The following is a 14,369-nucleotide window of genomic DNA, read 5'->3' as shown; positions in this document are numbered from 1 at the left end:
CGGGCGATGACGTCCCACGACGATCTCCGCATCGGAGACGCCGAGCGCGACGCGGCGGTGTCGGCCCTGCGCGAGCACTACGCGCGGGGCCGGCTGACCCTGGAGGAGTTCGGCGAGCGCGTCGACCTGGTCCTGGCCGCGCGCACCGGCGGCGAACTGGCCCGGGTCGGCGCCGACCTGCCCGGCGGGTACGGCGGGCGGGGCACGGGCCCCGAGGGCGGGCACGAGGGCCTCACGGAGCACGCGGGACACGAAGGACACGGAGGACACGGGGACCCCGGCGGTATCCACCCCCCGCGCCCCGCCTGGCGCCGCCACGGCCGGCCGCCGGCGTTCGTGTTCCTCCCGGTGATGCTGGTGGCCGGGGTGGCGGCCGCCGGGTTCGGGGTGCTCCGGATCCTTCTCACCGTCTGGCTGATGATGGCGGTGATGGGGATGGTCCACCGGAGGCGGAGGCGGGCGCGGGCCTGGGAGCACCGACCCCCGGCGGCCCATCCGATGACGTGGGGGCCGCACTCCGGGGGCCGGGGCGGATGGGGTCCGGGCGAGGGCGGCGCGTGGCCTCCGCGGCCCTGGAGGCACCACGCGTGGGGTCCGCACGCCTGGCACCGGGGACGGCGGCCGGGCCGCCGGCGGCCCTTCTGACGCGCGGCCGGCGGCACACACGGCAACGCCGTACGGCCGGGGCACCGCGGAGAACGCGGCGCCCGTGAGGACACGGGGTGTGAGGCTCCGGGCTCCGGGTCCTCACCCGCGCAGCGACTCCCGCAGCCTGCGCAGCTCCCCCACGATCCGGTCGAGGGGCCAGTGGGCGTTCAGTCCGCTGGGGTTGGGCAGCACCCACACGGCCGTGCCGCCGATCGCGGCGTCCTGCGGCCCGACCGCCGCCTTCGGGTCGCCGAACGCGGTGCGGTAGGCGGTCACCCCGGCCACCGCGAGCACGCGGGGCCGGATCTCGGTGACCAGCCGGACCAGCCGCTCGCCGCCCGCCCGGAACTCCTCCGGGGTCAGCTCCGCGGCCTGCGCGGTGGCCCGCGGCACGACGTTGGTGATGCCCAGGCCGTACGAGGGCAGCTCCGCCTGCTCGCTCGGGTCGAGCAGGCGGGGGGTGAACCCCGACAGGTGCAGCGCGGGCCAGAAGCGGTTGCCCGGCCGGGCGAAGTGGCGGCCGGTGGCGGCCGAGTACAGGCCCGGGTTGATGCCGCAGAAGAGCACGTCCAGCGACGGGCCGAGCACGTCGTCGACCGTACGGTCCCTGGCGGCCTCGAGCTCGGCCCGGGTCGGCGGCGGGGTCCTTCGCGGTGTCCTTCGCGAGGTCCTCGGCGGCGCGTCCCCCCGCGGGGGCAGGGGACGCGCCGGAGCGGGTTCTCCGGGGGTCACGGCCACGAACCTAACCCATCTCCTCGAGCTTGCGTCCCTTGGTCTCCCGCACCTTGAACATCACGAAGGCGAAGGACAGGGCGGCGAAGCAGGCGTAGATGACGTAGGTGGCCGACAGGTTCCACTCCGCCAGGGAGGGGAACGAGACGGTGATCAGCCAGTTGGCCAGCCACTGGGCGGTGGCCGCCACCGACAGGGCGACGGCCCGGAGCCGGTTGGGGAACATCTCGCCGAGCAGCACCCAGACCACGACGCCCCACGACAGCGCGAAGAACAGCACGAAGACGTGCGCCGCGACCAGCGCGACGGTGCCCTGCGTGGCCGGCAGGGTGACGTTCTCACCGGACGGCACGCCCGCGCTGAACGCCCACGCGGCGGTGGCCAGCGCGACCGCCATGCCCGTGGAGCCGATCAGCAGCAGCGGTTTGCGGCCGATCCGGTCGACCAGCGCGATGGCGATGAACGTGCCGACGATGTTGATGATCGAGGTGGAGAAGCTGATCAGCAGCGAGTTGCTCTGGTTGATGCCGACCGACTGCCACAGCGACGCCGAGTAGTAGAAGATGACGTTGATGCCGACCAGCTGCTGGAAGGCCGACAGCAGGATGCCGACCCAGATGATCGGCAGCAGTCCCAGTGCCGGGCCGCGCAGGTCGCGCAGCCGGGTCCGCTGCTCGGTGTGCAGCGACTTCTTGATCTCCGCGATCCGGGAGTCCAGGTCGGTGTCGTCGCTCTCCACCTCGGCGAGGACCTTGCGGGCGCGCTGCGTCTTGCCGGCCGCGATGAGATACCGCGGCGACTCGGGGATGACCGACGCGAAGATCAGATAGAGCGCGGCGGGCAGCACGCAGGCCCCGAGCATCCACTGCCACGCCTGCAACCCGAACAGGGTGTTGTTGACGTTCCCGCCGGCGAACTGCGCGATCCCGTAGTTGACGAGCTGGGATACGGCGATGCCGAGCACGATCGCCAGCTGCTGGAAGGAGCCCAGGCGGCCCCGGTAGGCGGCCGGGGCGACCTCGGCGATGTAGGCGGGGCCGATCACCGACGCCATGCCGATCCCGACGCCGGCGAGGACCCGCCACAGCGCCAGGTCCCACACGGCGAACGGCAGCGCCTGGCCGACGGAGCTCACCGCGAACAGGATCGCGGCCACCTGCATGGTCCTGGTGCGCCCCCACCGGTCGGCCATCCCCCCGGCGATCCACGCGCCGACCGCCGACCCCAGGAGGGCGATCGCGACGACGACCCCGGTCTCGGCCGCGCCGATGCCGAAGTGCTTCTGGATGCCGGTGACCGCTCCGTTGATGACGGCGCTGTCGTACCCGAAGAGGAACCCGCCGATCGCCGCCGCGGCGGTGATGAAGATGACGTGCCCGAGGTTCTCGTTGGATGTGCTTGATGACCCTGATGAGGTAGTACCGACCATGACCGTCCTTTCCCCCGAAAAAGACATGTATCCGCAGATCAGCACAGAGACATTGACCCGCTCTTGTCATGGGGGGTGGTACGGCATCGCGAAGGGCGATGTCCCCGCCGCGGGCCGGCGGAACGCGGCTCGTCGGCGTGCGGCCCGACAGTGCCTGAGAGCGCCCGAGAGCACCCGACGGCGCCCGGCGGACCCGGTGACACCGGCCGGGCGTACGGGACCGGGACGGCCCGGCGGGCTCCGTGTGAGAGTCTTTCACGGTGACCGGGCGGCGACCGGCCCGGGTCCGCGGCCGGTCACCAGCGCAGGATCGCCCCGACCCCGTCGACGTCGGCCAGGGCCTCGGCGGCCGCGCCGTCCAAGACGATCACCTCCGCGTCGATGTCCAGGGCCCGCTCGATCATGCGCTCGCCCATCCTGGGCTCCTCGGTGATCTCCGGATTCCCCGGCGGGGTCGCGTACGGCGGGTAGAGCAGCCCGTCCGCGGCGCACCTGCCGCTCCACTCCCGGGACTCGTCCAGCAGGAGCTGCGCCACCCGGCTGTCGTTCAGCGCGCCGAGCGTGTCCGCCAGGCCGAGCGACCCCCGCCCGCCGGACAGCGCCCCGTCCCTGGCCTGGCCGGCCAGCAGGGCGCCCAGGCGGGTCCTGGCCTGCTCCAGCTGCGGCCGCACCCGCTCGACCAGCTTCGTCGGGGACCCCGGCTCCGCCACCGAGCCGAGCTGGATGACGTCGCCGTTCAGCTCCCCGGCGAGGATCTCACCCAGCGGAGGGTCGCCGAGCACCACGATCGCGGTCCAGCCGCGGTTCGCGGCCTCCTCGGCGACGCGCTGACCCGCCTCGCGCGTCAGGCGGGCGACGTTGTCGGCGACCCTCTTCTCGAACCTGTCGCGGTAGGGGGTGCCGTGCGAGGGATAGTCGGTGCGGGAGGGGCCGCCGGGGTCGCGCCAGTCGTCGGAGGCGATCTCGAAGCGCATGCCGCCGAGGTCCTCGGCCTGGCCGTACCGGTAGTCGACCACGCGCGTCCCGTCCCGGGAGACCACGACGATCCCGGCGGGCGGCGCGGTCTCCACGGTGTTGACCAGCGGGCGCACGTACGCCGTCGTCTCCAGCACCATCTGGTCGGCGACCGGCAGCTGGAAGGAGAAGGTCCGCGCCTCGTCCCTGCCGACCGGGGCGAACAGCACCCGCCCCACCCCCGGCCGGGACGGGTCGAGCAGTGCGTGGAAGTCGCGCTCCAGCCCGTCCAGCCGCTTCAGGACGGCCGTGCGCCGCGCCCGCTCGGGGTCGGCCTCGGCCCGCCTGCGCAGCTCGCCCAGGTCGTTGGCGAACTTGATCCGCCACGCGGGGCGCGACCCGGGGTCGGCCCGGGGGTCCACGGTCACGTAGAAGGACAGGACCCCCAGCTCATCGCTGATGGAGACGACCTCCCTCAGGGCAGCGCGGTCGAACCTCACGACGTCCCCCTCCGACGGTCCGGGCCACAAGCCTGATCCGGGCTCCAAGCCTATGGACCGGTACGGAAAGGACTCGCCGGGCGGGCGGGGAAATATCCCGCTCCTGTCCCGGTCTTTACCGGGGGATCACCGTCCTCCCCGAGGTTCGCGGACGCGGGCCCGCCCGGCGCGGCCCGTCGCCGCCCGGACGTGCCCCCGGGACCTACAGGCGCGGGTCCACCGGCTCCGACTCCAGCGCCAGGACCGCGAAGACCGGTTCGTGGACCCGCCACAGCGGCTCGCCCTCGGCCAGCCGGGAGAGCGCCTCCAGGCCCAGGGCGTACTCGCGCAGGGCCAGCGAGCGCTTGCGGCCCAGGAAGCGATGGCGCAGCTCCGGAAGGCTCTCGGTGTAGTCGGGGCCGTAGACGATCCGCAGGTACTCCCGGCCGCGCACCTTGATGCCGGGCTGCGTCCGGCTTCCCTCCGGGGCGTCCAGCGGCTTGACCACCATGCCCTCGCCGCCGGCGGCGGTCAGCTCCGACCACCAGGCGGTGGCCGCCTCCCGGGAGGAGTCCGAGGCGAGGTCGGCGAACACGTGCCGGGTGGGCGCGATCAGCGGGTCGGTGAGCCGCGAGAGCGTCTCCAGATGCCAGGTGTGCGGCTCCAGGGCGGTGACGCGGCCCTCGCAGGCCAGGATCTGGAACGGCGCCAGCCGCAGGCCGTCCAGTCCGTCCACTTCCCAGCAGTATCGCGCATAGGCGTCCCGGAATCGGGCAGCGTTATCCAGGCGGCGACGGGTGCGGTCCAGCAGATCGCCCACATCCAACCCGCGCCCGGCCGCCGCCTCCAGCGCGGCGACCGCCTCGGGCAGCGCGGCGCGGGCCGCCGCCCCCACCGACGCGTACTGGCTGCGGATCAGCCCCTCCGCCTTCGCCGACCAGGGCAGCAGCTCGCCGTCGAGCACCAGCCAGTCGGTGCCCAGCTCGTCCATGAGCGGCTCGCACGCCCGCCGGAGCCGGTCCACCAGCCCGGTGGTGTCGTCGAAGAAGGACCGGCCGGTGCGGGTGTGCACGACCCCCGTGCTCCCGTCGGAGACCCCGAACCGCGCGGCGGCCGTCTCCGCGTTCCTGGCGAGCACGGCGACCGCCCGCGACCCCATGTGCTTCTCCTGGCAGACGACGCGGGTGACCCCGGCCGCGGCGAACTCCGCGAACGCCTCCTCCGGGTGCTCCAGGCAGCCGTCGAGGGCGGAGGTCTCCGGCGGCGCCATCGTCGGCGGCAGGTAGACCAGCCAGCGCGGATCGACCGCGAACCGGCTCATGATCTCCAGTGCCGCGGCCGCGTTCTCCTCCCGGACCTTGATACGGCCGCCGCCGTGGCGCACCTCGACGTGCATGGGGCCCCGGACGTCGCCCGCGGCGAGCGTGCCCGGGTCGCGGTGGCCGGGGGCGGCCACCGGCCGGAGCGGCTCGTACCAGGTCTTCCCGGCCGGCACCGAGACGATCTCCTTCTCGGGGTAGCGCAGCGCGGTGAGCCGGCCGCCGAACACGGCCCCGGTGTCCAGGCAGATCGTGTTGTTGACCCACTCGGGCTCGGGGACGGGGGTGTGGCCGTAGACGACCGTGGCCCGGCCCCGGTACTCCCGCGCCCAGGGGTAGCGCACCGGCAGGCCGTACTCGTCGGTCTCGCCGGTGGTGTCGCCGTACAGCGCGAAGGAGCGCACCCGCCCCGAGGCGCGGCCGTGGTACGCCTCCTTCAGCCCGGCGTGCGCGACGACGAGCCGTCCGCCGTCGAGCCGGTAGTGGCTGATCAGCCCGTTCATGAAGGTCAGCGCGGCGGCGCGGAACTCCTCCGGCTCGGCCGCGAGCTGTTCCAGCGACTCCGCGAGGCCGTGGGCGACCCTGACCTTGCGGCCGGCGAGGGCGCGGGAGAGCTTCTGCTCGTGGTTGCCCGACACGCACAGCGCCGTCCCGGCGGCGACCATGCCCATGACCAGCCGGAGCACGCCCGGCGTGTCGGGCCCGCGGTCGACCAGGTCGCCGAGGAAGACCGCCGTCCGGCCCTCGGGGTGGGTCGCTCCGGCGCCGTCGGGGTGGATCTCCCAGCCGAGGGCGCGCAGCAGCGCCTCCAGCTCGGCGCGGCAGCCGTGCACGTCGCCGATGATGTCGAACGGGCCGGTCAGCTCCCGCCGGTCGGTCCACGCCCGCTCGGTGACGACCGTGGCGGCTTCGATCTCGTCGGTTCCGCGCAGCACGTGGACCCGGCGGAACCCCTCGCGGGAGAGGCCCCGCATCGACCGGCGCAGGTCCCTGGCCTGCCGCCGGATCACGTGGGGCCCGAAGTCCCGGTCGGGCCTGGCCGCGTTGCGCCCGGCCGCGACCGGCTCGGGCACGTCCAGGACGATCGCGTCGGCGAGCACGTCGTGGGCCTTGGCGAGCTCGACGAGCTTCCCGCGCGCCTCCCGCTGGACGTTCGTGGCGTCCACGACCGTCAGCAGGCCGCGCCGCAGGCGGGTGCCGACGATGTGGTGCAGCACGTCGAAGGCGTCGGCGCTGGCGCCCTGGTCGTTCTCGTCGTCGGCCACCAGTCCGCGGCAGAAGTCGGAGGAGATGACCTGGGTGGGCGCGAAGCGGCGGCGGGCGAAGGTCGACTTGCCGCTGCCGGAGATCCCGACGAGCACGACCAGCGACATCTCCGGCACGACGATCTCGGTGGTCCGGGTGCTCTCGGTGGTCCCGACGGTTCCGGTGGTCTCGGCCGTCCCGGTGGTCCCGGTGCTCTCGGTGCTTCCGGTGCTTCCGGTGGTCTCGGTCATCCCGGTCACTCCCCTTCCCGTACCGTCTCGTCCACCCGGGTGAACACCGCCAGCTGGGTGGGCGGCCCCGCCTCGGGGTCGTCCTCGCCGACCGGCCGGAACTCCGCCCGGTAGCCGTTGCGCTCGCCCGCCCCCAGCGCCCACGCCCGGAACTCGGCGCGGGTCCACTCGAAGCGGTGGTCGGGGTGGCGCATGCCGTCGAGGAACTCGTAGCGGACGTTGTACTCGGCGTTCGGCGTCGTCACGATCACGTGCCGGGGACGGGCCGCGCCGAAGACCACGTGCTCCAGCGTGCCCAGCCGGGACGGGTCCACGTGCTCGACGACCTCCATGAGCACCGCGGCGTCGTATCCGGCGAACCGGTCGTCGGTGTAGGTCAGCGCCCCCTGGAACAGCTCCAGCCGCTCCCTGGTCCGCTCCGGCATCCGGTCGAGCCGGAGCCGCCTGGCGGCGACGGCCAGCGCCTGCGTCGAGACGTCCGTACCGGCGACCCTGGTGAAGGCGGGCCGCTCCAGCAGCGCGCCGACGAGCTGCCCCGACCCGCAGCCCAGGTCGATGACCGTACGCGCGCCCAGCTCCTCCAGCACGCCGATCACCGTCTCCCGGCGCAGGACGTTCAGCGGGCGCCGGGACGGCGCGTCCGGCGCGGTCTCCTCCCCGGCGGCGCCGGGCGTCTCGGGCGCACCGGGCTCATCACGTACGGCGGGGTCGGCGGGGTCCTCCTCGACGGGCGGCTCCAGCGCCTCCGCCACGTCGTCGCCCAGTTCGGCCAGGCGGGCGAAGGCCGCCCGCTCCAGCGCCCGGCGGCGGCCCAGGTAGCGGCGGGTGATCAGGTTCCGGTCGGGGTGGGCCGCCAGCCAGGACTCCCCCGCCCGGATGAGCTTGTCGACCTCGTCGGAGGCGACCCAGTAGTGCTTCGAGTCGTCCAGCACCGGCAGCAGCACGTAGAGCTGGTTGAGGGCGTCGGCCAGGCGCAGCTCGCCGCGCAGCGTCAGCCGGACGTAGCGGGAGTCGCCCCATCGGGGGAACCGCTCGTCCAGCGGCACGGCGTCCGCCTCGACCGTCCAGCCCAGCGGCTCGAAGAACCGGCGGGCCGCCTCCGGCCCGCCCCGGCAGGGCAGGGCGGGCAGCGTGATCTCCAGCGGGATCGGCCGGGCGGCCAGCTCCGGGCGGGCGGCGCAGCGTCCGGCGCGGGCGGTGCGGAACACGTCCCCCAGGGCCACGGCCAGCAGCGACGACGCGGCGTAGGGCCGGTCGTTGACGTACTGGCCCAGGGCGTAGTCGGGGGTGGACCGGCCGCGGGAGCGGACCAGGCGGACCGGGTCGACGTCCAGCATGAGCGCGGCGGTGCAACGCTCCTCGTCCGCCTCGGGGTAGAAGACGCGGGCCACGCCGTACGACTGGCCGAACTCCTGGACCCGGCCGGGGTGCTTGTGCAGCAGGAACCCGAGGTCGGTCGCGGGGCGCGCGGTCGTGGAGATCGTGATCAGCACCCGCGACAGTTTGCCTCATACCCGGCGAACCGGGCCATGGGTTAACCGGCCCCGGACCGGCCGGCCCCGCGCGGCGACGCGGCGGCCGGGCGGGGCGGGAGGCGCCGCGGCCGTGCGGGGCCGGCGGGACGGGAGGCGCGGTGGTCAGACGTGCGGGAGCACCTCGGCGGCGATGAGCTCCAGGTGGTCCAGGTCCGACAGGTCCATGACCTGCAGGTAGAGGTGCTCGGCGCCCAGCTCGGCGAACCTGCCGATCTTCTCGGCCACCTCGGCGGGGGTGCCCGCCAGCCCGTTGGCGCGCAGCGCGGCGAGGTCGTGCCCGGCGGCCCGCGCCCGGCGCGCGGCCTCGGCCTCGTCGGCCCCGACCGCCACGGTCTGCGCGACCGACAGCACGATCGGGTCCCGGCCGGCGGCCTCGCACGCCTTCCTGACCCGGTCGAACGCCAGCTCGGTGTCGCCGAGGTCATGGAACGGCAGGTTGTACTCGTCGGCGAACCGCGCGGCCAGCCGCGGGGTCCGCGTGGCGCCGAACCCGCCGATGATGATCGGCGGCCTCGGGCTCTGCACCGGCTTGGGCAGGGCCGGGGAGTCGGCCAGCCGGTAGTGGGCGCCCTCGAAGGAGAAGGTCTCGCCGGGAGGCGTGGACCACAGCCCGGTGATGATCTCCAGCTGCTCCTCGAACCGGCTGAACCGCTCGCCGACCGGCGGGAACGGGATGCCGTAGGCGGTGTGCTCGGCGTCGAACCAGCCCGTCCCCAGCCCCAGCTCGACCCGGCCGCCGCTCATCTGGTCCACCTGGGCCACGCTGATCGCCAGCGGGCCGGGCAACCGGAAGGTGGCGGGACTGACCAGGGTGCCGAGCCGGATCGTGGAGGTGTCCCTGGCCAGGCCGGCAAGGGTCACCCAGGCGTCGGAGGAGCCCGGTCCGGGGTCGCCCTCGCTGATCCGCAGGTAGTGGTCCGACCGGAAGAACGCGTCGAACCCGAGCCGCTCCGCCGTCCGCGCGACCGTCAGCAGTTCCTCGTAGGTGGAGCCCTGCTGCGGTTCAGTGAAGATCCTCAACTTCATGTCCCCCATTATCCGGGCACACCGGACGGCATCCGCAGAAAGCCCGCCCCGCGCCGCGGGCCCTTGCTAGCGTTCGAGCCTTGAGAAGCGCCGGGTGGCGGATCCGGCGCGCAGAGCGACCATCGGACGGCATCGAGGAGGGGGACCCCATGCCGGTCACGACAGACCGCTCCGCGACCCGCCGTTCCGGCGGGCCGGGCACCCTGCCCCGGCCGTTGACCGCGCTGGCGTCGGCCGTGCTCCTGGCCGGGACCGGCGTCGCGGTGTGGCTGCTGCCGTCCGGTCCGGTGAACCGGCCCTGGGCGGGTGGCCCCGGGCCGGAGGGTCCGGCCCGCGGCGGGGCCGCTCCCCGCCCGGCCCCCTCCGGTCCGGGAACCCCCGGTTCCGGCTCCTCCAGGCCCGGACCCTCCCGGCCGGATTCCCTCCCGTCCGCCGGACCCGGACCGGCCCGGCCCGAGCCGCCGACCGGCCGTCCGTCCGGCGTCGTGCCCTTCGCCGACGTCGCCCGCGATCCGTCGTTCACCGAGTACGGCACGGCCGGGCGCTCCCGGTGGGTCGTCCTCGGCCACCTGGTGGCCGTCGGCGACGGCTGCGCCGCCGGATGGGCGGGCCTGCCCGGGCGGGCCGGCGCGATCGTCTCCCGCCTCGGCCCGATGCGCGCGGCCGGCGGCGAGGTGGGAGTCGTCTTCGGAGGCCCCGCGGGCCGCGAGCCGGCCGCCGCCTGCGCCGACCCGGACCGGCTCGCCGCCGCCTACCGCCGGGCGATCGGCGCGCTGGGGGCCTCCTACGCCGCCTTCGAGCCGCAAGAGCCGGACGGCCCGGAGACCGTGCTGCGCCGTGCCCGCGCGATCGCGGCCCTCCAGCGCGAGGCGGCGGCGCGCGGCCGTCCCCTCACGGTGGGCGTCGCGCTGCCGGCCACCGCGGCGGGGCTGACCCCTCGTGGCCGGGCGATGCTCAGGTCCACCCGGCTGGCCGGTGTGGAGATCGGCGCCGTCGACCTCCTGGTCCCGCTCGACCGCACCCCGGCCGGGCGCGCCCGTCTCGGCGCGGTCGCCGCGGCGGTCCGGGCGGCCCAGCCCCAGGTCGCCCGGTCCCTGGGCCGCCCGGCCGCCTGGGACCGGATCGCCCTGTCGCCGGTCCTGACCGGCCCGCGGGGGCTCACCGACGCCGAGACCCGCACACTGACCGGCTTCACCGCCCGCAACGGCCTGGCCTGGCTGTCGGTCCGGGAGGCCGCCCCCGCCTCCGGCCCCGGCGGGGCCCGCCTCCTGGCCGGCGCCCCCGGCCGGGAGAGGTGAGGGCCGCCGGCGTCACAGGCGGTCCGAGGGCGGAGGTCCTGGGTCAGTCGTCCTTTCCGGCGGGCTTCAGGAGGGCGACGCACTCCACGTGGTGGGTCATCGGGAAGGCGTCGAAGGCGCGCAGGTCGGCGAGGGTGTAGCGGTGGTCGGCGAACCAGGCGAGGTCGCGGGCGAGGGTGGCCGGGTCGCATGAGACGTAGACGACGCGGCTCGCGTCGAGGCCCGTGACCTGTTCGACGACGTCGCGGCCGAGGCCGGCCCGGGGCGGGTCGACGACGACGATGTCGGCGCGCTCGATGTCGAACCGGTCGAGGGCGTCCTCCACGCGGCCCCGGGCGAACCGGGCCTGGGGCAGGTCGCGGAGGTTGCGCTGGGCGTCGCGCACGGCGGCGGCGTCGGACTCGACGCCGAACACGGCGCCCTCCTCGCCGACCGCCTCGGCGAGCGCGGCGGCGAAGAGACCGACCCCGCAGTAGAGGTCCAGGGCCCACTCCCCCGGCCGCGGGACGGCGAACTCCATGACCGCGTCCCGTAGTGCGGCGGCGGCGCCGGGGTGGATCTGCCAGAAACCGCTGCCGGTGACCTGGAAGTCCCGGTCGCCGACCCGCTCGACGACGTGGCCGCGGCCGTGGACCGCGCGGGTGCGGCCCCTGCCCTCGTCGACGAGGACGGCGACGCTCCGGTCGAGGTCGGGCACGGCCACCGTACGGCGCGGCCGGGGGGTGATCACCACGGCCTGGTCGCCGGTGCCGGAGGCGATGACCTCCACCGTGGAGGCGTTGCGCCAGTTCATCACCTCGACGCCGACGTTCTCCACCTCGGGGTGCGCGATCAGGCAGAGGTCCACCGGCTGGACGTCGTGAGAGCGGTGGCGGCGCAGGCCCGGGACGCCGTCGCGGTCGACGGCGAACTGCACGCGGGTGCGCCAGCCGAGGCCGTCGGGGGCGCCGGGGACCTCCTCGACGACGCCCTTCCACTCGATCCCGGCCAGGCGGCGCAGCTGCTCGGCGACGACCTCGGTCTTGAGCAGGCGCTGGGCGTCGAGGGAGGCGTGCTGCCAGTCGCAGCCGCCGCAGAGGCCGGGGCCGGCGAAGGGGCACGGCGGGGTCACCCGGTCGGGTGAGGGCTGGAGGATCTCGACCGCGTCGGCGCGCAGGAACCGGGTGGTCTCCTCGGTCACCTCGGCCATGACGCGCTCGCCGGGCAGGGCGTGGCGGACGAAGACCACTCGGCCGTCATGGCGGGCGACGCACCAGCCGCCGTGTGCGACGGGCCCCACCGTCAGTTCGATCGCCATGATCTGATGCCCCCAAAGATTTCTGTCGAGCCTCCCCGCGGTCCGGAGCGCATACGACGTATACGAAAGATTAAGCCTTGGTGTCCTGGCCGCGATCCATGCCCTGCGGCACGCCCCCGGACCAGGGGCGGCGGACGGCCGTGGCGGCGGCCCGCTGGGCGCGGCGGCTTTTGAGGCGGTCGGCGGAGTGCAGCTGCCAGGGCACGCTGGTCACCATCACGCCGGGCTGGAACAGCAGGCGGCCCTTGAGCCGCAGCGCGCTCTGGTTGTGCAGCAGGTGCTCCCACCAGTGACCGACCACGTACTCGGGGATGTAGACGGTCACCACGTCGCGCGGCGAGCGGCGGCGCAGCGACTTGACGTACTCCAGGATCGGCCTGGTGATCTCGCGGTAGGGCGAGTCGAGGGTCTTCAGCGGTACGGCGATGCCCCGCCGTTCCCACTCCTCCTGCAGCGCCCTGGCCTCCTCGCCCTCCACGCCCACGGTGACGGCCTCCAGGGTGGAGGGGCGGGTGGCGCGGGCGTAGGAGAGGGCCCGCAGCGTCGGCTTGTGGATCTTGGAGACCAGGACGACGGCGTGGTTGCGCGCCGGCAGCATCGACTCGTCCACCTGCGTGTCCTCGGCGATGGCCAGTTCCTGCGAGACGTTGTCGTAGTGGCGGCGGATGGCCTTCATCATCAGGAACAGCACGGGCATGGCCACGCAGACGATCCAGGCGCCGTGGGTGAACTTGGTCAGCAGCACCACCACCAGCACCAGGCCGGTCATGACGCCGCCGAAGAAGTTGATCACCCGGGAGCGGCGCATCCGGGCGCGCGCCGGCGGTTCGCTCTCGCCCCTCAGGTGGCGGGTCCAGTGCCGCACCATGCCGGTCTGGCTGAGGGTGAAGGAGACGAAGACGCCGACGATGTAGAGGTTGAGCAGGCGGCTGACGTCGGCCTGGAACCCCCACAGCAGCAGGCAGGCCCCGGCCGCCAGGATGACGATGCCGTTGGAGAAGGCGAGCCGGTCGCCCCGGTTGTGCAGCTGGCGGGGCAGGAAGCGGTCCTGGGCCAGGATGGCGCCGAGCACCGGGAAGCCGTTGAAGGCGGTGTTGGCCGCCAGGAACAGGATGAGCGCGGTGACGGCGGCGATGACGACGAAGAACACCGATCCGCTGCCGAACACGGCCTCGGCGACCTGGGCGATGATCGGCGGCTGGTTGTAGCCGGGCCCGGCGGGACGGCCGTTGATGAGCACGCTGGTCGCGGCGGTGGCGGGGTCGGCGAGCTTGACGCCGGAGGCCAGGCCGAGCGTGATGATGCCGACGAACATGGTGATCGCGATCAGGCCCATCATGAGCAGCGTGGTCGCGGCGTTCTTGCTCTTGGGCTTGCGGAAGGCGGGCACGCCGTTGCTGATCGCCTCCACGCCGGTGAGGGCGGCGCAGCCGGAGGAGAACGCCCGCAGGATCAGGAACACCGCCGCCAGGGAGGCGAGGTTCGACTGCTCGCTGATGATCTGGTACCCGGCGGTGGGCGCGCGCAGCTCGTCGCCGAGGACCAGCAGCCGGAAGCCGCCCCACAGGACCAGGCCGATGACGGCGAACATGAAGGTGTAGGTGGGGATGGCGAAGGCCGCCCCGGACTCGCGGATGCCGCGGAGGTTGACGATCGTCAGCAGCACGACGATGAGAATCGCGATCTGCGGCTTGTGCTCGGCGACGTAGGGGATCGTCGCGCCCACGTAGTCGACGCCGTTGGCCACCGACACCGCGACGGTGAGGATGTAGTCGACCATGAGCGCGCTGGCCACGGTGAGGCCGGCGTTCTGCCCGAGGTTGACGGTGGCCACCTCGTAGTCGCCGCCGCCGCTGGGGTAGGCGTGCACGTTCTGCCGGTAGGACGCGACGACCGTGAGCATCACCACGACCACCGCGGCGGCGACCCAGGGGGCGAAGCCGTAGAAGGAGACACCGGCGATCGACAGGATGACGAGGATCTCCTGGGGCGCGTAGGCGACCGAGGAGAGAGCGTCACTGGCGAAAACCGGCAGCGCGATACGCTTGGGGAGCAGTTGCTCATGCAGCTGCGTACTGCGCAGCGCGCGCCCGATGAAAAGGCGCTTGACGAGGTCCGTCACCTTTGACACGTCTGCCGATGCTAGTCGCTGTCAA

10 protein-coding genes are annotated in these 14,369 nt (G+C 74.0%); 2 read left to right on the top strand and 8 right to left on the bottom strand.

All coding sequences use genetic code 11. From position 1 onward, the window contains the following. Positions 1 to 6 precede the first annotated feature (6 nt). Positions 7 to 645 carry a DUF1707 SHOCT-like domain-containing protein gene (locus tag HDA43_RS28130; RefSeq protein WP_179827005.1) on the top strand — a complete coding sequence of 213 codons (639 nt, stop codon included), beginning with the start codon at positions 7 to 9 and terminating at the stop codon, positions 643 to 645. A 102-nt stretch (positions 646 to 747) separates the two neighbouring features. Here HDA43_RS28130 and mug read toward each other — a convergent pair whose 3' ends face one another. The 6 genes from mug to HDA43_RS28100 all read right to left on the bottom strand — a co-directional run bounded on the left by mug (position 748) and on the right by HDA43_RS28100 (position 9,618). Then, a complete protein-coding gene (gene mug, locus HDA43_RS28125; RefSeq protein WP_179828758.1) occupies positions 748 to 1,347 on the bottom strand; it encodes a G/U mismatch-specific DNA glycosylase in 600 nt (199 codons plus the stop codon). A 43-nt stretch (positions 1,348 to 1,390) separates the two neighbouring features. Then, the gene (locus HDA43_RS28120; protein WP_179827004.1) at positions 1,391 to 2,809 is read right to left on the bottom strand and encodes a sugar porter family MFS transporter; all 1,419 of its coding nucleotides are present in this window, start codon (positions 2,807 to 2,809) and stop codon (positions 1,391 to 1,393) included. A 296-nt stretch (positions 2,810 to 3,105) separates the two neighbouring features. Then, a complete protein-coding gene (locus HDA43_RS28115; RefSeq protein ID WP_179827003.1) occupies positions 3,106 to 4,263 on the bottom strand; it encodes a VLRF1 family aeRF1-type release factor in 1,158 nt (385 codons plus the stop codon). Between the two features lie 202 nt (positions 4,264 to 4,465). Beyond that, complete coding sequence (locus tag HDA43_RS28110) at positions 4,466 to 7,057, bottom strand: polynucleotide kinase-phosphatase (RefSeq protein ID WP_179827002.1); 2,592 nt, start codon at positions 7,055 to 7,057, stop codon at positions 4,466 to 4,468. A 5-nt stretch (positions 7,058 to 7,062) separates the two neighbouring features. Beyond that, positions 7,063 to 8,550, bottom strand: a complete 1,488-nt coding sequence (locus tag HDA43_RS28105; protein WP_179827001.1) for a 3' terminal RNA ribose 2'-O-methyltransferase Hen1 — start codon at positions 8,548 to 8,550, stop codon at positions 7,063 to 7,065. Positions 8,551 to 8,694: 144 nt separating this feature from the next. Continuing rightward, positions 8,695 to 9,618 carry an LLM class F420-dependent oxidoreductase gene (locus tag HDA43_RS28100; protein WP_179827000.1) on the bottom strand — a complete coding sequence of 308 codons (924 nt, stop codon included), beginning with the start codon at positions 9,616 to 9,618 and terminating at the stop codon, positions 8,695 to 8,697. A gap of 149 nt (positions 9,619 to 9,767) precedes the next feature. Between HDA43_RS28100 and HDA43_RS28095 the strand changes: the two genes are divergently transcribed. Further along, complete coding sequence (locus HDA43_RS28095; RefSeq protein WP_179826999.1) at positions 9,768 to 10,916, top strand: glycoside hydrolase family 18 protein; 1,149 nt, start codon at positions 9,768 to 9,770, stop codon at positions 10,914 to 10,916. Positions 10,917 to 10,959: 43 nt separating this feature from the next. Here the strand turns inward: HDA43_RS28095 and HDA43_RS28090 are convergent, their stop codons facing one another. After that, complete coding sequence (locus HDA43_RS28090; protein WP_179826998.1) at positions 10,960 to 12,213, bottom strand: class I SAM-dependent RNA methyltransferase; 1,254 nt, start codon at positions 12,211 to 12,213, stop codon at positions 10,960 to 10,962. 70 nt (positions 12,214 to 12,283) lie between these two features. Further along, on the bottom strand, positions 12,284 to 14,344 hold the full coding sequence (locus HDA43_RS28085; RefSeq protein WP_179826997.1) for an APC family permease: 2,061 nt from the start codon (positions 14,342 to 14,344) through the stop codon (positions 12,284 to 12,286). Positions 14,345 to 14,369 lie beyond the last annotated feature (25 nt).

It is taken from the genome of Streptosporangium sandarakinum (assembly GCF_013409935.1).
Taxonomy (GTDB): Bacteria; Actinomycetota; Actinomycetes; order Streptosporangiales; family Streptosporangiaceae; genus Streptosporangium; species Streptosporangium nondiastaticum.
This window is presented reverse-complemented; position numbering and strand designations above follow the sequence as displayed.

Excerpts from the sequence above, each read along its gene's own strand:
- HDA43_RS28100 (WP_179827000.1), bottom strand. The coding sequence starts at position 9,618 with ATGAAGTTGAGGATCTTCACTGAACCGCAGCAGGGCTCCACCTACGAG.
- HDA43_RS28095 (WP_179826999.1), top strand. The coding sequence starts at position 9,768 with ATGCCGGTCACGACAGACCGCTCCGCGACCCGCCGTTCCGGCGGGCCG.
- HDA43_RS28120 (WP_179827004.1), bottom strand. The coding sequence starts at position 2,809 with ATGGTCGGTACTACCTCATCAGGGTCATCAAGCACATCCAACGAGAAC.
- HDA43_RS28110 (WP_179827002.1), bottom strand. The coding sequence starts at position 7,057 with ATGACCGAGACCACCGGAAGCACCGGAAGCACCGAGAGCACCGGGACC.
- HDA43_RS28130 (WP_179827005.1), top strand. The coding sequence starts at position 7 with ATGACGTCCCACGACGATCTCCGCATCGGAGACGCCGAGCGCGACGCG.
- HDA43_RS28090 (WP_179826998.1), bottom strand. The coding sequence starts at position 12,213 with ATGGCGATCGAACTGACGGTGGGGCCCGTCGCACACGGCGGCTGGTGC.